Annotated in this window: 16 protein-coding genes; all 16 read left to right on the forward strand. The window is 61.4% G+C overall.

Annotated features, from left to right (window positions below; translation table 11 throughout):
- Positions 1 to 197: 197 nt before the first annotated feature.
- Positions 198 to 968: a glucose-1-phosphate cytidylyltransferase gene (gene rfbF, locus SB765_RS22830; protein WP_341796439.1), complete on the forward strand. Its 771-nt coding sequence runs from the start codon at positions 198 to 200 to the stop codon at positions 966 to 968.
- Complete coding sequence (gene rfbG, locus SB765_RS22835) at positions 959 to 2,026, forward strand: CDP-glucose 4,6-dehydratase (RefSeq protein ID WP_410932017.1); 1,068 nt, start codon at positions 959 to 961, stop codon at positions 2,024 to 2,026. The genes rfbF and rfbG overlap by 10 nt, the downstream gene beginning before the upstream one ends.
- A complete protein-coding gene (rfbH, locus tag SB765_RS22840; protein WP_410931986.1) occupies positions 2,019 to 3,344 on the forward strand; it encodes a lipopolysaccharide biosynthesis protein RfbH in 1,326 nt (441 codons plus the stop codon). The genes rfbG and rfbH overlap by 8 nt, the downstream gene beginning before the upstream one ends.
- Entirely contained in the window at positions 3,344 to 4,870 is a 1,527-nt protein-coding gene (locus tag SB765_RS22845; protein ID WP_341796438.1) for an N-acetylneuraminate synthase family protein, read from the forward strand. Before rfbH ends, SB765_RS22845 begins: the two co-directional genes overlap by 1 nt.
- 1 nt (position 4,871) lies before the next feature.
- Positions 4,872 to 6,701: a thiamine pyrophosphate-binding protein gene (locus tag SB765_RS22850; protein WP_410931987.1), complete on the forward strand. Its 1,830-nt coding sequence runs from the start codon at positions 4,872 to 4,874 to the stop codon at positions 6,699 to 6,701.
- The gene (locus SB765_RS22855; protein WP_410931988.1) at positions 6,701 to 7,336 is read left to right on the forward strand and encodes an HAD family hydrolase; all 636 of its coding nucleotides are present in this window, start codon (positions 6,701 to 6,703) and stop codon (positions 7,334 to 7,336) included. Before SB765_RS22850 ends, SB765_RS22855 begins: the two co-directional genes overlap by 1 nt.
- 47 nt (positions 7,337 to 7,383) lie before the next feature.
- On the forward strand, positions 7,384 to 8,367 hold the full coding sequence (locus SB765_RS22860; RefSeq protein ID WP_341796435.1) for a class I SAM-dependent methyltransferase: 984 nt from the start codon (positions 7,384 to 7,386) through the stop codon (positions 8,365 to 8,367).
- Positions 8,318 to 9,397, forward strand: coding sequence for an NAD-dependent epimerase/dehydratase family protein (locus tag SB765_RS22865; protein WP_410931989.1), 1,080 nt, complete (start codon positions 8,318 to 8,320; stop codon positions 9,395 to 9,397). Before SB765_RS22860 ends, SB765_RS22865 begins: the two co-directional genes overlap by 50 nt.
- Positions 9,394 to 10,737: a polysaccharide pyruvyl transferase family protein gene (locus tag SB765_RS22870; RefSeq protein ID WP_341796433.1), complete on the forward strand. Its 1,344-nt coding sequence runs from the start codon at positions 9,394 to 9,396 to the stop codon at positions 10,735 to 10,737. Before SB765_RS22865 ends, SB765_RS22870 begins: the two co-directional genes overlap by 4 nt.
- Before the next feature lie 74 nt (positions 10,738 to 10,811).
- Positions 10,812 to 11,978 carry a class I SAM-dependent methyltransferase gene (locus tag SB765_RS22875; RefSeq protein ID WP_341796432.1) on the forward strand — a complete coding sequence of 389 codons (1,167 nt, stop codon included), beginning with the start codon at positions 10,812 to 10,814 and terminating at the stop codon, positions 11,976 to 11,978.
- On the forward strand, positions 11,978 to 12,925 hold the full coding sequence (locus tag SB765_RS22880) for an FkbM family methyltransferase (RefSeq protein WP_341796431.1): 948 nt from the start codon (positions 11,978 to 11,980) through the stop codon (positions 12,923 to 12,925). Before SB765_RS22875 ends, SB765_RS22880 begins: the two co-directional genes overlap by 1 nt.
- Positions 12,922 to 14,328 (forward strand): glycosyltransferase family A protein, encoded by a 1,407-nt coding sequence (locus SB765_RS22885; RefSeq protein WP_341796430.1) that lies wholly within the window; start codon positions 12,922 to 12,924, stop codon positions 14,326 to 14,328. Before SB765_RS22880 ends, SB765_RS22885 begins: the two co-directional genes overlap by 4 nt.
- A gap of 81 nt (positions 14,329 to 14,409) precedes the next feature.
- Positions 14,410 to 19,272 (forward strand): glycosyltransferase, encoded by a 4,863-nt coding sequence (locus SB765_RS22890; RefSeq protein ID WP_410931990.1) that lies wholly within the window; start codon positions 14,410 to 14,412, stop codon positions 19,270 to 19,272.
- A 212-nt stretch (positions 19,273 to 19,484) separates the two neighbouring features.
- A complete protein-coding gene (locus tag SB765_RS22895; protein WP_341796428.1) occupies positions 19,485 to 20,702 on the forward strand; it encodes a sensor histidine kinase in 1,218 nt (405 codons plus the stop codon).
- Positions 20,702 to 22,057: a sigma-54-dependent transcriptional regulator gene (locus SB765_RS22900; RefSeq protein ID WP_341796427.1), complete on the forward strand. Its 1,356-nt coding sequence runs from the start codon at positions 20,702 to 20,704 to the stop codon at positions 22,055 to 22,057. The genes SB765_RS22895 and SB765_RS22900 overlap by 1 nt, the downstream gene beginning before the upstream one ends.
- Positions 22,058 to 22,202: 145 nt before the next feature.
- The gene (gene fliE, locus SB765_RS22905) at positions 22,203 to 22,535 is read left to right on the forward strand and encodes a flagellar hook-basal body complex protein FliE (protein ID WP_341796426.1); all 333 of its coding nucleotides are present in this window, start codon (positions 22,203 to 22,205) and stop codon (positions 22,533 to 22,535) included.
- Positions 22,536 to 22,548: the final 13 nt, after the last annotated feature.

Here is a 22,548-nt window from a genome sequence, read left to right on the forward strand (position 1 = left end):
TTATTCTTCCCCGCTCGCCAGTCGGTCAGGGCCGGCCCCGGCGTGGGTTGAGCCTTCTCGGAAACTCCCCAGTAACAAAACCGATTTCGCACCCAGTGCGATCCTAAAGCAGGCATGCGTTTTGCTTTGCCTAGCATAAAGGGCCAAGGGCCAGTTTTTTGTCGCCGCCCCTCCGACCAATGCGGACCAACAGTACAATGAAAGCAGTCATTCTGGCCGGTGGGCTGGGCACACGCATCAGCGAAGAATCCCACCTGCGCCCCAAGCCGATGATCGAGATAGGCGGCAAGCCGATCATCTGGCACATCATGAAGATCTACTCGCACTACGGGATCAACGACTTCGTCATTTGCCTGGGCTACAAGGGCTACGTGATCAAGGAGTACTTCGCCAATTACTTCCTGCACATGTCGGACGTCACTTTCGACATGGCGGAAAACCGTATGGATATCCACAACCGCCACGCCGAGCCATGGCGGGTGACGCTGGTGGATACCGGTGAAAACACCGCCACCGGTGGCCGCCTGAAGCGAGTTCGCGATTACGTTGGCAATGAAACCTTCTGCCTTACTTACGGCGACGGTGTGTCCGACGTCGATATTCCGCGCCTGATCGAATTCCACCGCCAGCACGGCAAGATGGCCACGGTTACCGCCGTACAACCGCCGGGCCGTTACGGCGCCCTGGATGTGCACGGCGAGCAGGTGCGCGGCTTTCAGGAAAAGCCGGCAGGCGACGGTGGCTGGATCAATGGTGGCTTCTTCGTGCTCGAACCGGCCGCGCTCGAATACATCCAGGGCGATGCCACTACCTGGGAAGACGAGCCCATGCGCCGCCTGGCCGAAGACGGCCAGTTGATGAGCCACCTGCACCGTGGCTTCTGGCAGCCGATGGATACCCTGCGTGATCGCACGCTGCTTGAAACACACTGGAAGAACGGCGACGCAGCATGGCAGCTATGGCGTTGAGCCCGGCATTCTGGGCAGGGCGCCGCGTCCTGCTGACCGGGCATACCGGTTTCAAGGGCGGCTGGCTGGCCGTGTGGCTGCGCCAGCTTGGCGCCGAGCTGCGCGGTTTCGCCTTGCCTGCCGCCACTACGCCATCGCTGTGGCAGGTCGCGCAACTGCAACAGCAGATTCCAGGTGATTTCGCCGATATCCGTGATGCCTCGGCCCTGGCCCGTGGCCTGCAGGATTTCCAACCCGAACTGGTGCTGCACCTGGCGGCTCAGCCGCTGGTGCGCGAGTCGTACCGGGCGCCGGCCGACACCTACGCTACCAACGTCATGGGTACGCTGAACCTGCTGGAGGCCGTGCGTGCCACGCCCTCGGTACGTGCGGTGCTGGTGGTGACCACTGACAAGTGCTACGACAACCGCGAGTGGCCCTGGCCCTACCGCGAGCAGGATGCCCTGGGCGGCTTCGACCCCTATAGCAGCAGCAAGGCCTGCGTCGAACTGCTGTGCGCAAGCTACCGCGACTCTTTCCTGCGTTCCGCCGGCGTGGCTTTGGCAACGGCGCGCGCCGGCAATGTGCTGGGTGGCGGGGACTGGTCTGCCGAGCGCTTGCTGTCGGACATTTTCCGCGCCTGGCAGGGCGGGGAAGAAGTGGTCCTGCGTTATCCCCATGCCACACGCCCCTGGCAGCACGTGCTCGATCCGCTGATGGGCTACCTGCAACTGGCGCAGGGCTTGCTCACGGATGCCGAGGCACACGCAACCGCTTGGAACTTCGGCCCTGACAGCGCAGGGCTGGCCACTGTCGGCGACATCGTCCAGCGGCTTGCCAAGCGCTGGCCCGGCGAGGCGCGCTGGTCGATTGCCGGCGATGCCCAGCCGCATGAAGCCGGCCTGCTGGCGCTCGATTCCAGCAAAGCACGTCAACAGCTTGGCTGGCTGCCGCGCTGGTCGCTGGATGACACCCTGAAACATACCCTGGACTGGCACCTGGCCTGGCGCGCAGGGCGTGACATGAACATCGTTACCCGCGAGCAGATCGCGGCTCACCAAGGCGGAACCCATGAGTGACAGTACGGCGCAGCAGTTGCGCCAACAGATTGCCGAACTGGTCGGGCGCTATGCCGAGCTGCAGATGGCACCCAAACCTTTTGTCGCAGGGCAGAGCAGCGTGCCGCCCTCCGGCAAGGTGATCGGCGCCGGCGAGTTGCAGTCCATGACCGAGGCCGTGCTGGATGGCTGGTTGACCACCGGCCGCTTCAACGAGGCGTTCGAGAAGCGCCTGGCCAAGTACCTGGGGCGTCGCTGTGTACTCACCACCAACTCCGGCTCGTCGGCAAACCTGCTGGCGTTTTCCGCACTGACCTCGCCACGCCTCGGCGACCGGGCGATCAAGCCGGGAGACGAGGTGATCGGCGTTGCTGCCGGCTTCCCCACCACCGTCAACCCGATCCTGCAGTTCGGCGCGGTACCGGTGTTCGTCGATGTCGAGATGGGCACCTACAACATCGACCCGGCGCTGATCGAAGCGGCCATCGGCCCGAAGACCAAGGCCATCATGTTGGCCCACACCCTGGGCAACCCTTTCGATCTGGGCGTTGTGCGCGCCCTGTGTGACAAGTACGGCCTGTGGCTGATCGAAGACTGCTGCGATGCCCTGGGTTCCACTTACCAGGGCCGTATGGTTGGCGGCTTTGGCGATATCGGCACCCTCAGCTTTTACCCGGCGCACCACATCACCATGGGCGAGGGCGGTGCGGTGTTTACCGACTCGCCGTTGCTCAAGCGCATCATCGAGTCGTACCGCGACTGGGGCCGCGATTGCTACTGCGCGCCGGGCGAGGACAACACCTGCAGCAAGCGCTTCTGCTGGCAAATGGGTGACCTGCCGCACGGCTACGACCACAAGTACACCTACTCGCACCTGGGCTACAACCTGAAGATCACCGACATGCAGGCCGCCTGCGCCCTGGCGCAGATGGACCGGGTTGATGATTTCGTTGCCGCGCGCAAGCGCAACTTCGCCTGGCTCAGCGACCGACTGGCCGGTAGTGCGGACAAACTGATCCTGCCGCAGGCCACCCGCGACAGCGACCCTTCCTGGTTCGGGTATCCGATCACCCTGCGCGATGGCTGTGGAATCAACCGCGTCGAGCTGGTGCGCTACCTGGATGAACAGGGCGTGGGCACACGCTTGCTGTTTGCCGGCAACCTGACCCGCCAGCCCTACATGCAGGGGCTGAACTACCGGGTTTCCGGCGAGTTGCCGGTAACCGACAAGATCATGAACGACACGTTCTGGATCGGCCTGTGGCCGGGCTTGAGCGACGCCCACCTGGAACATGCGGCCAGTCACATCGAAGCCTGGCTCAACCGAGGATCCCAATGATGAGCACCCCTACCGCCAGCGCGGGTACCTTGTTCGACAAACCGCTGTTCATCCTGGAAATGGCGAACAACCACATGGGCGATGTGGCGCATGGCGTGGCGCTGATCCGCGCCTTTGCCGAGGTGTGCAAGGCATTTCCGTTCCGCTTCGCTTTCAAGCTGCAATACCGTGATCTGGACACCTTCATTCACCCGGCGATGCGTGGCCGTGACGATGTGAAGTACATCAAGCGCTTCAGCGAGACGCGCCTGTCCCGTGAGCAGTTCGATAGCCTGGTGGCGGAAATCCGTGCCAACGGTTTCCTCTGCCTGTCCACGCCGTTCGATGAGGCATCGGTGGAGGTGATCGAAGAGCAGCAGCTGGATGCGATCAAGATCGCCAGTTGCTCCATGAGCGACTGGCCATTGCTGGAACGCGTGGTACAGACTCAGCATCCGCTGATCGTTTCCACTGCCGGATCGACCCTGGAAGAGCTCGATCGCCTGGTCAGTTTCCTTGCCCATCGGGAAAAGAACTTCGCCATCCTGCATTGTGTAGGCGAGTACCCGACCGCCGATGCCAACATGCATCTGTCGCAGGTGGATTTTCTGCGCCGGCGTTATCCGGGTGTGCGCGTGGGCTTTTCAACGCATGAAAATCCGGACAATACCGATATCGTCAAGATTGCACTCGCCAAGGGCGCGCGCATTTTCGAAAAGCACGTCGGCTTGCCCACCGAGCAGTTCCCGCTCAACGCCTATTCGGCAAGCCCGGAGCAGGTTCGACGCTGGCTGGAAGCCGCGCAATATGCCTTGCTGCTCTGCGGTGAAGGCGAGCAGCGTTTGCCGGTAAACGAGAGTGAAGTCGCCAGCCTGCGCTCCCTGCGTCGTGGCGTATTTGCGCGCAGGGCCATTGCCGCGGGCGAGGTGGTACAGGCAGACGATGTGTATTTCGCTTTCCCGCCGCAGGATGGGCAGATCACTGCCAATGACTGGTCGAAATACGCCACCTTCACAGCCCAGGCGGATATTCCCGAGCATGCAGCGCTGAGCACGCAGAACAGCACGCGGCGCGATGTGCGTGACAAGGTCTGGGAGATTGTCCAGCGCGTTCGGGCGCAGCTGAGCAGCAGCCACGTGGTGGTGCCGGGCCGGGTCGACCTGGAAATATCCCACCACTATGGCCTGGATCATTTCGACGAGGTCGGTTTGACCATGCTCACGGTGGTCAACAGGGGTTACTGCAAGAAGCTGCTGATGCTCCTGCCGGGTCAGCAGCACCCGGAGCAATATCACCAGCGCAAGGAAGAGACCTTCCACGTCCTGCATGGCGAGCTGACGCTGCAGCTGGACGGTGTAAGTCGTGCCTGCCGCCCGGGCGATGTGGTCACTGTCGAGCCAGGTGTTCGCCATGCCTTCCACAGTCAGGAAGGGGCAATCATCGAAGAGCTGTCTTCCACGCATTTCAGCAATGATTCGTTCTATACCGACGAAGCGATCAATGCCAATCGCGACCGTAAAACCCTCTTGAGCTATTGGATGGACTGACGTGCCTACCCCCTATCGTGTTGCTGACTACATTGCTGACTTCATCGCCGATCTGGGGGTGGAGCACGTCTTCCTGTTGCCGGGCGGAGGTGCCATGCACCTCAACGACGCGGTCGGCAAGCACCCCAACCTGGATGTAGTGGCCTGCCACCATGAGCAGGCCGCCGCGATTGCTGCCGAAGCCTATTGCCGTATCAATGAGAATATCGGTGTGGCCATGGTCACCACCGGCCCGGGTGCGACCAACGCCGTGACTGCCGTTGCGGGCGCGTGGATCGAGTCGGTGCCGTTGCTGGTCATCTCCGGCCAGGTCAAGCGTGCCGACCTGCTGCGTGGCGCGCCCCTGCGGCAGAAAGGCGTGCAGGAAGTGGACATCGTCAGTGTGGTCGAGCCGATCACCAAGTACGCGGTAACCATCCAGCAGCCAGAAGACATTCGCCGGGAGCTGGAGCGCGCGGTCTTTGTGGCACGAGACGGCCGTGCCGGCCCGGTGTGGATCGACGTACCGCTGGACGTGCAGGGCGCGCCGATCGATCCCGACAACCTGGTGGGGTGGGACGAGGCCGCTGCACCCGTTGCAGCGCTGGAGGCGCAAACGCTGGCGCAGATCCGCAGCTTGCTTGAGGGTGCCGAGAGACCGCTGATCCTCGCCGGCCATGGTGTTCGCTTGAGCGGCGCGGCCGCAGCCTTTCGTGATCTGATCGAGTCCATGGGCGTGCCGCTGGTGACGACCTGGAATGCAATGGACCTGCTGCCGCATGAGCACCCATTGTATGTGGGCCGGCCAGGTGTGGTAGCGCTGCGTGCACCGAACTTCGCGGTACAGAATGCCGACCTGCTGATCACCCTCGGCTGTCGTCTGGACAACATCATCACCGCCTATGCACCACGAGACTTTGCGCGCAATGCACGCAAGATCGTCGTTGATGTGGATGCCAACGAGATCGCCAAGCTCGACATGGATATCGATGTCGCCGTTACCTGCGACGCCGCCAGCTTCGTCGACACACTGGCTGCTTCTCTGAAAGGTGCTTCGTTCAGCCGGCCACAATGGTTGGAACGTTGCCGCGACTGGAAGTCACGCTATGGCGTCAACGACGGCAAGCCCTTCGCCGCCAGCGGGCCGATCAGCCACTTCCAGTTTGCTGACTCGCTTTCCAATGCAGTGCCGGAAAATACGCTGGTCAGCACCGGCAGCTCCGGGCTGGCGGTCGAAGTGTTCTACACCGTATTCCGCAATCGTCCAGGCCAGCGTGTATTCCTGACCTCGGGTCTGGGTGCGATGGGTTACGGCCTGCCAGCTGCGATTGGTGCTTGCTTCGCCAACGGCTGCAAGCCGATGGTGGCGGTGGAGAGTGATGGCAGCCTGCAACTGAATATTCAGGAGCTGGCCACGCTTCGCGGTTTCAACCTGCCGATCTGCCTGGTGGTGATGAACAACGGCGGTTATGCCTCGATCCGCAATACCCAGCGCAACTACTTCGAAAGCCGCTATGTCGGCACAGGCCCTGAAGCAGGCTTGTGGATGCCGGACCTGGAAGAACTGGCGCGTGCCTACCATTTGCCGTTCAAGCGTATCAGCGATGCCGCCGAATTGGACCAGGGCCTGGCCGAGGCCATGCAAATGCCGCGGCCGATGATTCTGGAAGTCCTGTTGATGAAGGATGAGGCATTGAGCCCGAAAGTCGCCGCGATTCCGCAGGCCGATGGTTCGATGACCTCCATGCCGCTGGAGGATATGTCGCCCTTGCTGCCGCTGGCGGTACTGGAGGAAGAAATGGCTGGCAACATCGCCCCGGTATCGCGCCAGGTTCGGCAGCAGGTCAAGTGATGAAGCGCCACGTCCTGTTCGACTTCGACGGCACCTTGGTTGACTCCGCGCCGGCCATTCTGGCCTGCTTTGCCCGTGTGCTGAAAGCACACGGCCTGCAGGCCATGTGCCCCATAGACGCCAGCCTGATCGGGCCACCCTTGCGCCAGACGCTGGCGACACTCAGCGGTAGTAGCGACGCAGCATTGCTGGATGCCCTGAGCGCTTCGTTCAAGGACATCTACGACGCCGAAGCCTGCCTGGAAACGGCCGCCTATGCCGGGTGCCAGGCGGCCTTGGAACAGCTACATGAGCAGGGCTTCAGTCTGTCCATCGCGACCAATAAGCGGTTGCTGCCAACCCAGCGCATCATTGCGGCATTAGGTTGGCAAGGGCTGTTCAGCGAAGTGTATGCCAGTGACTCCTACCCTGATCGCTATTCGGACAAGGCCGGCATGATCGCTGCCTTGCTGGAGGATGGCGGCATTGCAGCGCAATCGGCTCTCTACATTGGCGATACCGTCGCAGACGGTCGTGCAGCGGCTGCCAATGGTGTCGAGTTCTGGCCCGTCGCTTGGGGTTATGGTCAATTTGCCAGTCATGAGCAGCCATTGCCTTCGCCGCAAAAGTTGCTGGAACGCCTGGTGCGCGCATGATGACAACCACGACAGCCAGTGCATGCCCCTGCTGCGGATCCATCGAGATGCAGTTGCCCAGCCCTGCGTACACACCCTGCCGGCTGTGCGGGCATCGTTGGCGGCTGCCGATGGACCAGGCGGGCTACTATGAAACCCTGGTTGCACGTAACGATCTGAACACACCTTGGTTCAAGCGCAAGATGCGTGAGCGCGTCGCTGCGGTTTCTGACTTGCTGCAGACGGGCAGGGAGCGTGTGCTCGAAGTCGGCTGTGCGGAAGGTGAACTCGGGCGTGAGATCAAGGCGCGCTTTGCCGTCACCTATGAGGGTGTGGAGTTGTCGCAAGACAGGGTGCTGGCCGAGCAGAAGCTTGACCGCGTCTTCCATACGCCGACCAGCCAGATCGAGGCAGCGCCGTACCAGCTGATCGTGTCCTTTCATGTGCTGGAGCATATCGCCCGACCCGAGCAGGAGCTTGCGGCCTGGTCGAGTCTTCTTGGTGCAGACGGGCGTGTGCTGATCGAGGTGCCGAACCAGGCGGGGCATCCGCTGCTGGCCAGTGATCGCAATCTCGAGCACCTGCACCAGTTCACCCCGGCGTCGCTGACCCTGCTGCTTGCACGTTGCGGCTTTAGTTGTGATGGGGTGTCCGTGGGGCATTACGAATCACCGGTCTACCCGGACTCGATCCGCATCGTCGCCCGCCTGCAACTTGGGGCAGAGCGCCGCGAGCAGCTTCTGCTGCAGCGTTTTCGTGAAAGAACCGGCGGCCCGTTCCTGGTGTACGGAATTGGCGGCGACTACCTCAATTACCTGGCACCGTTAGCCGAGTCGCTGGATATCCACGCCTTGCTGGACTCATCCGAAGCGAAATGGGGGCAACGCCTGGGTAAACACGTGGTGTGTGCCTACGACCCGCAAGCGCATGCGGAATTACCCATCGTCATCTGCTCCATCCGCTTCGCCGCAGAAATCCGTCAGCACCTGCTCAACCTCGGGATTGCAGCGCAGCGTATCATCGGTCTGGATAGCATCTATGAAGACGCCTGATTCCATTCTCGGCGGGGATTTGAGCGGTATTCTCGCCGCCCCGTTGCCTTGGGAGGCCCTGTACGGTCGTCACATCCTGGTCACCGGCGCCTCGGGTTTTATCGGGGGGCATGTAGTCGAGGCCCTGGCCTGGCTCAATCGCCTTCAGCCCCAGGCGAACCTGCATGTGTATGCCCTGGCTCGGGACCTGGAAAAACTGCGTCAACGCATGCCCTGGCTGGATATGCCTGGTGAAGTGACGCCTCTGATCCAGGATGTCACCCAGCCCTGCGGCCTTGCTGCGCCACTGGATTTCATCATCCATGCCGCCAGCCCTGCCAGCCCCAAGGACTATCTGCAGCGCCCGGTCGATACGATTCGCGCCAATACCGATGGCACCGGGGCACTGCTTGAGCTGGCCCTGGAAAAGCAGGCACGTTTCCTGTTCCTCAGCAGCGGTGCGGTGTACGGCGACAATCCCTGGCAAACCGATGCGATCGCGGAAGGTGATTTTGGCCGTGAAGACCCGTTGGCTCCACGGGCCTGCTATGGCGAGAGCAAGCGCCTGGCCGAAACCCTGTGCCGGGCCTACCACACCCAGTACGGTGTGGATGCCAGGATCGCGCGAATTTCCCATTGCTATGGGCCGGGTATGCGTCTGGATGATGGCCGGGCGATTTCCGATCTGCTTGCCGATGTACTTCACAATCGGGATATCCAGCTGGATTCCGATGGAAGCGCCTCGCGTCCGTTCTGCTACGTCTCCGATACCGTGCTCGGGCTGTTCCACATTCTGTTTCAGGGTGAAGCAGGCCATGCCTATAACGTTGGTGAAACGCAGGAAACCAGCATCCTGGAATTGGCCGAAAAGTTGATTGCCTCAGCCGGTAAGGCAGGGCAGCTCATGGTCAGGCCGAAGGCGCGCAGTGGTCCGGCGCCCGCCGTGAGAAGCGCTGGGCATTTCAATATCGACAAGATCCGCGCTTTGGGGTGGGCGCCACTCACATCTCTGGATGTGGGTTTAACCAGACTCTTGCAGGCCAATACATGAACGCTCCCGATTCGCGTCCGACTCTGATTGGTTACCTCCCCCCGCCTGAGGGGATTAGAAAGACAGGGGCCAATTACCAGTATCATTCCCAATTTATCAATATTGGGGACATTGTTTACGCCCATGCCGGCGCGCTGTTGACTTCGGGGCGCAATTTTGAGGCCTGGAACTTTCGGATGACCGCAGAAGAGGTCAATGAGCGATTTTCCAAGGTGATATTTTTCATCCCTTGCAGGATTGCGCCGCCTCCGTATGACCAGGATGGTTATCCTTACGCCTACGTCACGGACTTTATCGAAAAACTGAAGATTCCTTTTTTCAGTCTTGGCGAATCCATTCAAGCCAGGGAGTACGATTATCAGCCCGGGTTCCACAAGCAGCTTTCCCCTGCGGTGGTCCGCTATCTGAGTGTGATCGCCGATAGATCGCCGGTGGTGGGGACGCGCGGCTATTATTCAGCGGACGTGCTGAATAGCCTCGGGATCAAGAATGCCGTTCCCTTAGGCTGCCCATCCCTCTACTTGAATGGCCCTGCGCTGCGCACATCCTTGATGGAGGTGCCGAGCAACCCTGAAAAGGTTGCGGTGTGCTACTCGAACTACCAGGGCAATCGGCATAGCCGGATCGACGACTTTCTTCGCCTGGCCAGTGAGCAGGATTATTACTATGTCGAGCAGGTCTTTGGCCTGCTTGCGCAGGCGCTCTATTACCCCGGGAAGGTCAGCGGGGCCGATATCCATGCGGCGCGGCGGTTCTATAAAGACTTGGCGCCTGTGCTTGCCTTGTTGAAAAAAAAGCGCGTTCGCTACTTTACAAACTACAGCCTGTGGAAGGAATTCCTCGGGTCGATGGATTTTGTGTTCGGGGCCAGAATGCACGGTTTGACGCCGGCGATCCATGCCGGAAAACCTGCCGTTTTCATTGCGCACGATTCAAGGGTGCGGGAAATGTGCGAGTTTTTTTCACTGCCGTTTGTGGCGGAACATGAACTGCCCGCATCAATGGATATCAACTTCTTCTTGTCACGCTGTGACTACACCGCAACGCTTTCGCAGTATCAGGACGCGTATGCGCGATTCGTTCAGACGCTGCGCGCGCTTGGGCTGGACGGCAATATCGATGCAGCGGGTTCGATTATTGACTGCTGGGAGCCCGCGCCTGACGTGCAGGTGGCCGGCGAGGAGCGAGTTCCCCGTTACTCACCCGAAGAAATGTTTAACCTGGAACAGCAACTTGCCATTTGCGCCGGGATTCCGGACGAGGCCTTTGTGAGGCTTGCCCAGATCCGTGATATTTCTCAAAGTTGGTACCGTTCTCGCCTCAATACACAGGCGGGCTAAGACCGCTCTTTTGGCCAGTTATTGTTGCGTCTTCCGTTTTGGCAAGGCCGTTCGTAAAGTTCAGGGTAGGCGATATGAGAGCGTGTGAAATTTGTGGCGCAAGCCATCCGGAGCAACTGCACCGTCAGCATTTTCTGTTCCCGGGGCTTCCCCAGGCAGTCCATTACGATGTGGTGGCCTGTCGCAACTGCGGTTTTGCCTACGCCAGCGACATTCCGGATCAGTCGGCGCTCGATCAGTTCTATCAGAACGTCGAGCATCACCTGCATACCGACCTGCCGCCCGGGTTGGCACGTATTCATGGCGATTTCTTCCACTTCGTCCAGCAACATGCAGACTTGGCAAGCGACGCTCGCATTCTCGATATCGGTTCGGGCATGGGTCATTTCCTTGCACATTTCAAACAGGCAGGCTTCCAGCGCTTACTAGGCATGGAGCCCAGCCCAGCTGCAGCCAAGCTGGCGCACGAAATCTACGGAGTAGAGATCAGAAGCGCGACCGTGGATGCTTTCGTCACTGAAGAGCGCTTCCAGTTGATCAGTCTTTGCGGCGTGCTGGAGCATATTGCCGACCTGCGCAACAGCCTGGCGAAGATTGCGGCGCTGCTGGCGGATGACGGCTATCTGTTCATCGCTGTTCCCGATGCCGAAGCCTTCGGCAAGACGCCGCCGGCTGAGCCCTTCCTCGAGTTTGCACTGGAACACATCAACTTCTTCAGTGCTGCCAGCCTCGACAACCTGCTGGCGGCTAACGGCTTCGAGAAAGTGACGGTGATCTCCCAGCACAACGATTTCTACGACAACCATTACCTGCTGGCCATGTACCGCAAGACCAGCCCGGCAGCGAAGCGTTTCACGGTTGATGCTGTGGCGGCTGCCAGCCTGCTCAGTTATGTCGAGCTTTCACGGCAGGTATTGCGCCCGGTGGAAGCGCTGGCCCAGCAACTGGAGGCCAGTGCTGAGCCGGTGCTGATCTGGGGCGCTGGCGCGCTTACCAGCCGGTTGCTCTGCGATACCCGGCTGGGCAAGGCCAACGTCTGCGGCATCGTCGACCGGAACAGGAACCTGCAGGGCAAATCCCTGCTCGGTGTGACCATTACCGGCCCCGATGAGCTGGCGCAGCACCAGGGGGCCACGGTCTTCATTGCCAGTACCACTTACGCTGCAGAGATCCGCGACACACTGACCCAGCAACATCACTGGCGCGGCAGAATCCTCAGCCTCGCAACCGGAGCCCGGTAATGCCGATGAACACGCTCAACCACATCCGTACGGCCTATGAGGCCGGGGGCTCTGCCAAGCAGGATTACATCGAGGCCATTCACGCGCGGCACGCCAGCCTGTTCGAGTACCCTGAGTTTATCGCCGGTACCGATGTGGAGTCTTTGCGCATTCTGCCAGAGGGCATCTTCGTGCGTTCCCGCTCGCAGCAGGTCGAGTTGTTTCTGGATCCCCAGGACCAGCACCTGGTGCCCTGTACCCTGATGAACTTCCGTGCCTATGAAACACAGGAAACCGAGTTCCTCAAAGCCATCACCCAGGAAAACGCGGTGATTCTGGACATCGGCGCCAATTGCGGCTGGTATGCCCTGGCGCTGGCTCGGCATTGCCCGTCGGCGCGGATTCACGCCTTCGAACCAATCCCCCATACCTATGAGATTCTCGAGCGCAACATCCGCCACAACGGCTTGTTCAACATAGAGGCGCACCGGCTGGCCTTTTCAAACCAGCAGGCGACGCTGGAGTTTCTCTACACGCCCAACTGCTCCGGCGCCACTTCCCAGGTCCTGGCCGGGCAACCGGGCCGCCAGGAAAGCCTGCAGAAGGTGTCCTGCCCGGCCACGACGCTGGATAGCTTCTGCGCGCAGCATGAGCTGGCGCCCCAGATCATCAAGTGCGATGTGGAAGGGGCGGAGTTGATGGTGATCCAGGGTGGCGAGGCGATGCTCGCTCAACACAAACCGGTGATTCTGATCGAGCTGTTGAGAAAGTGGGCCAGGAAGTTCGATTACCACCCTAACGAGGTGGTGGAGCGGCTCGATGGTCTTGGCTACCAGGCTTACACCCTGAGCGAAGAGGGGCTACGCCCGTGCCCTGGCATTGACGAGGAAACCCAGGAAACCAACTTTGTCTTTCTCCACGGGCAGAAGCACCGTGAGATCCCTGATCTGGTGCGGTCGTTGCCATGAACCCAGCCATTCCGTCGCTGACCGTTGCGCTGCTGACCTACAATCGACTGCACTACCTCGAGCAGTCCATCGCTGCCGTCCTGGCCCAGAGCTATGAGGATTTCGAGCTGCTGGTACTCGACAATGGCAGCAGTGACGGGACTGCGGAGTTTATCCTGCGCTTGCAGGACCCGCGAATCCGCTACGTCAGGAATTCCCGCAACATCTCCAGTGTGGAGTTCAACTGCCGTTCGGCTTATCACCTTGCCCTTGGGCGACGGGTGATCGTGACCCATGACGATGATGTCATGGAGCGAGACATGCTTGAACGGCAGATGCGTTTCATGGATTGCCATCCAGAAGTGCGGCTGGTGTGGACTCGCGTCAGTGACATTGATCAGGATGGGGATGCGCTAGTCGGCGAGCACACCCTGCCTGAATCGGAGCGAGTCTTCGCTCCAGGGGAATACATCAGCAGTTTTCTCAAGGAGCGGTTGTGGCCTATGCCCAGCGGCGTGATGCTGGAGCGGGCCGTACTGCCCAGCTTCTATGCGGTACACGCGTGCCTCGGCGACGCGGCTGCCCACAAGAAAACATTGGAGACGGCAGGCATCGAGGACGTGCTGATGCCGGCGCGTATCAACCGCCGGCATGCTATCGGCTTCCTCGATCAGCCGTTGCTGCGCCGTCGGCTGCACACCAGGCAGTTCTCCCATGTGGCAAGCCTGTCGCTACCAGGGGTCGCTCTCTATCGAGACCTGAAGCACATTGCCAGGGGCGTGCCTGGTCTGGAGGTAGAGGCCCTTCATTTTGATGCCTACGTGGCGCGCTTCGCGATTCAGGAAGCCATTACCACCCAGGTGGGTCAGGCAATCGACAAGCACATTCTGAAGAAGATTGGTAAAACGGCCGACAGCCTGCTGCGCAACTTGGAGCAAGCCCCCGACGCCTTTCTGGCGGGCTTGCCAGTCTTCCTGCTAGCCCAGCTTCTGTTGCTGGGGGACCAGGTGTGCCCGCTGGACAAGTTGTCGGTTTCCGGGCATGCCAGCGCTACCCGGCAACTTCTGAAATGGACGCGCAAAACCGTTGAAAACCCAGGCTCGAGCATTCTGGCCGGCCTGGAGGGGCGCAGGATCATCATCTTTGGTAGCGCCTTCATCGCCGCATTGCTGATTCTTGAAGCCAGAAACAAAGGTGGACAGGTCGTCGCCTGTATAGACTCCAACCTCAATCGCCAGGGCACGCAAATGCTCGGCGTGCCCATCCAGCCCTTGGCCTGGATGAGTGAGCAAGTGGAACAGGACGATGTCGTGATCATCAGCTCCGAGCGGGACCATGAACATTACATCGAAGCGCTTGTCCGCCAACATCTCACGGCGCCGGCACGCATCGTGTCGTGGAAAGAGCTGACGGAATCTGCGTGATTCAGGGCATAGAGGCTTCGTGCCGACAGGCGCCGTGTCGCTTGACGCAAGCGAGCAACATTTTTTGGGGGAAGTGACAGCATGACGAATTGGGCTTTGATCGCGGGTGGGCGTTGTACCGGGCAACCTTGGCGAGTGCTGGTTGCCGGGTTTTGCCTGGACGATGAGCAGGCCTTCCTGCTGTCCGATGCGCACTGGCAAGAACTACAACGGCAATTGCCGCTGCAGCCCCTGGCGGCCTATGGCCTGAGCAATGGGCTGGTGTTCGAGCGAGCTACCGAAGCCGCCGGAGAGTGCGACGGCGTCTTTCTGATTGCCCACCCTCGTCAAGCCAATGCCTTGTTCGCGTTGCCGTCACAGGTGCGGCGTTATCTGCTGCTACGTTCTTCCGAGCAATTTGGGGCGCTACAGGACGATACCTGCTTCAGCAAGGTTCTGATTCCGGCGAAGGGAGAGCCTGTCAGTACTTCGAGGGTGCACATCGATTACTTGAAACTTCCCGATGCGCCCGGATCCGATGCGCAAGCGTGGCCACTGACGCGAGAAGCTGAAGACCGCGACCATTCCAGGAATTACCATTGTTCGGCGGACTTCTGGCTCTATAAAGTCACCACTGCAATCGCTGATGATGCTGCTGCCGTACGGCAGTTCGAGCCGCTGCTGAGTGTCGTTATTCCGACCTACAACTATGGGCGCTATCTTGCCCAGTGTGTTCAGTCGGTGCTCGATCAGGGTGTGGAGAATATCGAGATCCTGGTGCTGGACAACGCTTCCACGGACGATACCGCCGAGGTAATGGCGGCATTCGCGGGCAACCCGAAAGTGCGATACATCCGTAACCGATACAATTACGGCCCGGGTTACAACTGGCGAAATGGCCTGCGTATCGCGCAGGGGCGTTACTTCACGTTCCTTTCCGCCGACGACTATTTCAATCCGGGCCATCTGTCGCGTCTGTTGCCTACGCTGGAGAGCCAGCCCAACGTGGCGGTTGGCTATACCGGCATTCGCTGGGTCGATGGTTCGGGGCAGGCATTGAACCAGCCTCGTCACCCCGGCTACCGCAATGGCGACTATGTCGGCGGGCGTAATGAAGTCGCTGATCTGCTCATCTACGACAGCTACATGACGCCTTCGGCCGTCATCTACCGGCGTGAGATTTTTTGCCGGGTCTGGAATCCAGGCAACAGCTACGGTGCCGGCGACTGGGAAATGGTCGTGCAGATGGCGGAGCGTTACCCCGATTTCGCCTACGTCGATATGCCGGGTGTCAGCTATCGCTGGCATGGTGCGCAGTATTCGAGCGGGTTTTATGCCTCCAGCGAGCCATTGATGGGGCACCTTGCCATTGTCGAGGGGGTATTCGAGCGCAATGCGCAGCATCATCTTCACGGGCGTGAGCGCGAGGTGGCCGGGCACCTCAAGCGGCGTCTGGATCTGTATCCTGACGAGCAGGGTTCCGAGCTGGGGGCCCGGGCACGCCGGCTTTGCGAGCGCCTGGAAGAACAAGCGCGGCAGCAAGAGCAGGCGTTGTTCTCTGTTATCCTGACAACCTTCAACCGCCCGCAATTGCTCAAGGATGCGCTGAACAGCATTGCGCATCAGTCCTTCAAGGACTTTGACGTCATCCTGGTCAATGACAATGGCGAGCCGGTCGAGTCGCTGCTGGCTGAGTACGATTTCTCGATCACGTACATCCGCCAAGGCCGCAATCGCGGCCCGGCCGCTGCCCGTAATACCGCTTTGCATCTGGCCCGTGGCCGGTATGTCGTTTATCTGGACGATGACGACCTGTACCTGCCTGACCACCTTGAAACACTGGCCAAAGCGCTGGATACCCACCCCGACAGTGTGGTGTACACGGATGCAGTGTTCATTCAGGAAACGATTGCGGCGGGCAAGCGGACCGAGGTGGCGCGTGAACAACGCTATCCACACGAGGCCTACTCCCGGGAGCGTTTGCTGGTAAACAACTACATCCCGATCAACACCTTTGCCTGCCCACGCGCGCTTGCACTTGCCGTGGGCGACTTCGACGAGTCGCTGGCAGGCTTGGAGGATTGGGATTTCCTCATGCGCCTGAGCGCGCGAAGCGCCTTTCATCATGTGCGCAGCGAGACGGTGGAAGTCCGTATGCGGCGGGACGACAATGCACCTGCACGACGCTCCGAGCAGGCACTGAAAGATTACCCAGCGCTTTATCGCGAGTTGTATGCGCGCCATGGCGACGTTGGCAGCGAAGAAGTACAGCGCGGGCGCCAGCAAATGCTGGAGCATCTGGGTGGCAAGCCCAAGGCGTTGACACTGCAAACCTGGCTGGCCGAACGCGTTCCGGATGCCATGCAGAGTCGCCTGATCGAACAGCGTCTGCGCGCCCATCAGGGTGGCCCTGTGATCGGGGTAATCGTGGTGGACGCTGACGGGCGCGCCGATGCATTGAAAGCTTCTCTGCAAAGCCTGGGTAGCGATCACTGCCTTTATTCCACTTTGAAAATTGTGGCGCTGACGCCGGGCGAGGCTCCCGCGACTTCGGCGCAGGACAAGCTGCATTTCGTGCGTCTGACCGATGCCAGCCTGAGCGATCAGCTGAACCAGGCAGCTCAGGCGGGTGAATTTGACTGGTTCATGCTGGTAGACGCGGGGAGTGAGTTCACTGCAAGTGGCTTGCTGATTGCCGCGCTTGACCTGTTGGCGGCGCCGGGCTGTCGGGCCGTCTATGGTGATGAGGGTTTGCGTTCCGATGGGTCAGAAATGGGCGCTGTGCTGCGCCCTGATCTAAACCTTGATCTACTGCTCAGTTTGCCGGCGAGCCTGTCACGCCACTGGCTGTTCAACCGGCAGGTGTGGCTGGAAATGGGCGGCTTCCGCCAGGAGGCGGGCCAGGCATTCGAGCTGGATTACATCCTGCGCCTGATCGAGTCTGCCGGTTTCGAGGGGCTGGGGCATATCAGCGAGCCGTTGTTGGTCTGCGATGCCCCGTCGCTGCGCGACTGCCCGGACGAGCGCGGGGTCATCCAGCGCCATCTGCATGCCCGCGGTTTTGCACAGGCGCGCATCGGGTCTCGTCTGCCCGGGCGTTATGATCTGGACTATGGCGCCCCCGGCGACGCACCGGTCAGCATCCTGATCCTGCTCCAGGGCAACAGCACCGAGCGGGTGCAGCGCTGCATGGAAACCATTCTGGAGAAGACAACCTATCGAAACTACGAGGTGCTGCTGCTGGCGCGTGATAATGCCGGCCCGGCAATAAACGGCTGGCTCGACAACGTTGCCCGGCTTGGCACCGATGCCATTCGTTGCCTGCGATTCCCTGCCGGCATGGCGCCTGTGCAAATGCGCAACCAGGCCGCCGGGCAGGCCCGTGGTGATTTCCTGCTGTGGCTGGACGAAGGCGCTGCGGTGCTCGATAACGATTGGTTGCAGCAGATGCTCAACCACGGCATGCGCCAGGAAGTCGGCGTGGTGGGGGCCAAACTGGTGGCGGGGGACGCTACCATCAGCCATGCCGGTTTCGTGCTCGGCCTGAATGGCCCTGTTGGCGAAGCTTTTGCCGGTCAGCCGATGGACGCGTCCGGCTATCTGCAGCGCCTGCAAGTGGACCAGAACTATGTCGCCGTGAGCGGCAAGTGCCTGCTGGTGAACAAAAGCCTGTTCCTGGAGGCGGGCGGTTTCGACGAGTCCCCCGAGTTGCAGCGCTGGACGGATGTTGATCTGTGCCTGCGCCTGCACCGTGGCGGCTACCTGAACGTGTGGACGCCGCGTGTTCAGTTGCTGCTAAGTGAGGATGCTGTAACGCCGGCCACCGCCGCAGAAGAAGATGCCTTGTATGACCGCTGGCTGCCTGTACTGGCACGCGACCCGCTCCACAACCCGAACTTCTCGCTGTCTTCCAGCAATGGCCTCGGCCTGGCGCCCTCCGGTCTGAGCTGGCGACCGTTGTCGTCCTGGAAACCGCTGCCGACGATCCTCGCCCATGCGGCGGACAGAGGAGGGTGTGGCAACTACCGGGTCATCCAGCCGCTGGATACGCTCAACCGCGAGGGGCTGGCCGAGGGGGTGGTGGCGTGGAATTATCTGGCGCCTGCCGAACTTGAGCGTTATCAGCCCGACAGCATCATCCTGCAGCGCCAGGTTGGCGATGAGCAGATTGAGCATATACGCCGGATGCACGCGTTTTCGCGGGCTTTCAAGGTCTTCGAGCTGGACGACTACCTGCCCAACCTGCCGCTCAAGAGCGTGCACAGGGCGCACATGCCCAAGGACATTCTGCGGTCCATACGTCGCAGTCTTTCCTATGTGGACCGCTTTGTCGTCTCCACGCAGCCGCTGGCCGAGGCCTTCGCCGGCGTACATGGCGATATCCGCGTGGTACCCAACACGCTGGATACCCGCTACTGGAGCGGCCTCAAGGCCCTGCGCCGGCAGTCGCGCAAGCCGCGTGTCGGCTGGGCGGGTGGGGCGAGCCACACGGGCGACCTGGAAGTGATCGCGGACGTGGTCAAGGAATTGGCCAACGAGGTGGAATGGGTGTTCTTCGGCATGTGCCCGGACAAGCTGCGGCCTTATGTTCATGAGTTCCACCCGAGTGTCTCGATTGAGCAATACCCCGCGACGCTGGCCAGGATGAACCTGGACCTGGCCCTGGCGCCGGTCGAGCAGAACCTGTTCAACGAGTGCAAGAGCAACCTGCGTTTGCTGGAGTACGGCGCCTGTGGTTTCCCGGTGATCGCCAGCGACCTGCGTTGCTACCAGGGCTACAGCGATTTGCCGGTCACACTGGTGAAGAACCGTTTCCGAGGCTGGGTAGATGCCATTCGCATGCACATCTCTGATCTGGATGCCACGGCGAAGGCGGGCGATGCACTGCGCAATGCAGTGCTGGGCGGCTGGATGCTCGAAGGCGACAACCTGAGCAACTGGCGCAAGGCCTGGCTGCCGGACTGATACATTGTCGTAGGCCTGGATCGGCCTCTTCGCGGGCTTGCCCGCACCCACAGGTACAGCGCAGGGCTTGACTCCTATGCTGGCCCTGTGGGAGCGGGCAAGCCCGCGAAGAGGCCGGCACAGGCAACACAAATCCCCATCTCCGGCACGGCTATTGCTACACCGCTGGCAACACACCGTTTTTATGACGGTCAGCCACGCGAGAGAGCACGATGCCCCAGGCCGCCCACGTAACCCGAGCCCCCGATCATCAGGGGCAGACCCCGATCGAGCAGGACAGCCACCAGGGTATCGAGCAAGCCTTCGCCCTGTTCAATCAGGTATCCAGCCAACTCAGCCAGTCCTACAGCCTGCTCGAAGCCCGGGTCAGTGAACTCAAAGGCGAGCTGGCCGTGGTCAGTGCCCAGCGCATCGAGGAACTGAGCGAAAAGGAACGCCTGGCCAACCGTCTGCAGAACCTGCTGGACCTGCTGCCTGGCGGGGTGATCGTGATCGATGGCCATGGCCTTGTACGTGAAGCCAACCCGGCTGCCTGCGAACTGCTCGGCGAACCGCTGATCGGCGAGTTATGGCGTCAGGTGATCGCCCGCAGCTTTGCACCACGCAAGGACGATGGCCATGAAATCTCGCTGCGCGACGGCCGCCGGCTGTCCATCGCCACCCGCTCGCTGGATGCCGAACCCGGCCAGCTGGTGCTGCTCAACGACCTGACTGAAACCCGTCGCCTGCAAGACCAACTGGCCCGCCACGAGCGCCTGTCGTCGTTGGGGCGCATGGTCGCCTCGCTGGCGCACCAGATCCGCACGCCGCTGTCGGCCGCCATGCTCTACGCCAGCCACCTCGCTGACAGCGAGCAACAGCTGAGCCCGGAAACCCGCCAGCGCTTCGCCGGTACCTTGAAGGAGCGCCTGCACGAGCTGGAGCACCAGGTGCGTGACATGCTGGTGTTCGCCCGTGGCGAGTTGCCGCTGGGTGATCGGGTTACCCCAAAAGCCCTTTTCCAGGCCCTGCAGCAGGCGGCTCAGGCGCATGTGCAGGGGCACACCGTGCGCTGGCAGTGCGACAGCCATCTGGGTGAGCTGCTGTGCAATCGCGACACCCTGGTCGGCGCCTTGCTCAACCTGATCGAAAATGCCCTGCAGGCCAGCGACGGCCCAGCGCGCTTGAAGGTGCACCTGTTCCGTCGCGAGCGCACCCTGCATCTGTGTGTCAGTGACGCCGGCAGCGGTATCGCCGCCGAGTTGTTGGCGCGCCTTGGCGAGCCGTTTCTCACCACCAAGGCCACTGGCACCGGCCTCGGCCTGGCGGTGGTCAAGGCTGTGGTGCGTGCGCATCAGGGCGCTATCAGCCTGCGCTCGAAGGTGGGCCGAGGCACCTGCGTGCGGGTAGAGCTGCCGTTGATCGACGGGCAATTGGCGGAGGGGGTGTAATGGCAATCAAGGTGCTGCTGGTCGAGGACGACCGCGTATTGCGCCAGGCGCTGGGCGATACCCTGGAAATCGGCGGTTTCGCCTACCAGGCAGTGGGCAGTGCCGAAGAAGCGCTGGAGGCGGTGGTGGATGATGCCTTCAGCCTGGTGGTCAGCGATGTGAACATGCCCGGTATGGACGGGCATCAGTTGTTGAGCCAGTTGCGCCGCCAGCAACCTCAGCTGCCGGTGCTGTTGATGACGGCGCACGCCGCCGTCGAGCGTGCCGTCGAAGCAATGCGCCAAGGTGCTGCCGACTATCTGGTCAAACCGTTCGAGCCAAAGGCGCTGCTCAGCCTGGTCGAGCGGCATGCCGCCGGGCGGGTGTCCGCTGACGAGGGCCCGGTGGCCTGTGAGCCGGCCAGCCGCCAGTTGCTGGAGTTGGCCGCACGCGTGGCGCGCAGTGACTCGACCGTGCTGATTTCTGGTGAGTCCGGCACCGGCAAGGAAGTGCTGGCGCGCTACATTCACCAGCAGTCGCCGAGGGCGGCGCAGCCCTTTGTGGCAATCAACTGCGCGGCCATCCCCGACAACATGCTCGAAGCCACCCTGTTCGGCCATGAAAAGGGTGCCTTCACCGGTGCCATCGCCGCCCAGGCCGGCAAGTTCGAGCAGGCCGAAGGCGGTACCCTGCTGCTCGACGAAATCTCGGAAATGCCAATGGCCTTGCAGGCCAAGCTGCTGCGTGTGCTGCAGGAGCGCGAAGTGGAACGGGTGGGCGGGCGCAAGCCGATCAGCCTGGATATCCGCGTGCTGGCCACGACCAACCGCGACCTGGCCGGCGAAGTAGCGGCCGGGCGCTTCCGTGAAGACCTGTTCTACCGCCTGTCAGTGTTCCCCCTGGCTTGGTGCCCGTTGCGTGAGCGCCCGGGCGACATCCTGCAACTGGCCGAGCGCCTGCTGGCGCGCCATGCGGCCAAGATGAAACACGCCCCGGTACGCCTGTCGCCGCAGGCCCGGGCCTGCCTGCAGGCCTATGCCTGGCCGGGCAACGTGCGTGAACTCGACAACGCGCTTCAGCGGGCGCTGATCCTGCAGCAGGGTGGGGTGATCGAGGCGGCGGATTTTTGTCTGGCAGGCGCCATTCCCTTGTCGGCGGGCACGTCGCCATCACTTGAAGCCACTGCCGAGGCCAGCGGGCTGGGCGATGACATGCGCCGCCATGAGTACCAGATGATCATCGATACCCTGCGCGCCGAGCGCGGTCGGCGCAAAGAGGCGGCCGAGCGCCTGGGCATCAGCCCGCGCACCTTGCGTTACAAACTGGCGCAGATGCGCGATGCCGGGTTCGACGTCGAGGCCAGCCTGTTCGGCTGACACTGCGCCCCGCTGTGAATACCGTCCCACAGGGGCCGTATAAGCCAGTGAAAGGTGATTGCCAAGGCTGGCACCTTTGTTGCTTTACGTAGGCTATTCGCCGCATGAGTGTCAAAAAAATGCGGCCGCAGGAGAGAGAAGGGTCATGAGCCAAGGTGTTGAATTCAATCGTCTGATGCTGGACATGCGGGCCATGCAGGCCGATGCCATGTCGCTGCCCAAGGTCGCCGCCGCCCCCGAGCTGGCGCCGGGGCAGAGTACCTTTGCCGACATGCTTGGCCAGGCCATCGGCAAGGTGCATGAGACCCAGCAGGCATCGACCCAGCTGGCCAATGCCTTCGAGATCGGCAAGAGCGGCGTCGACCTGACCGACGTGATGATCGCTTCGCAAAAGGCCAGTGTGTCGATGCAGGCCATGACCCAGGTACGCAACAAACTGGTACAGGCGTACCAGGACATCATGCAGATGCCGGTTTGAGGACGGACGTAGA

Origin of the sequence: Pseudomonas sp. SIMBA_067 (assembly GCF_046534675.1) — a bacterium.
Classification (GTDB): Bacteria; Pseudomonadota; Gammaproteobacteria; order Pseudomonadales; family Pseudomonadaceae; genus Aquipseudomonas; species Aquipseudomonas putida.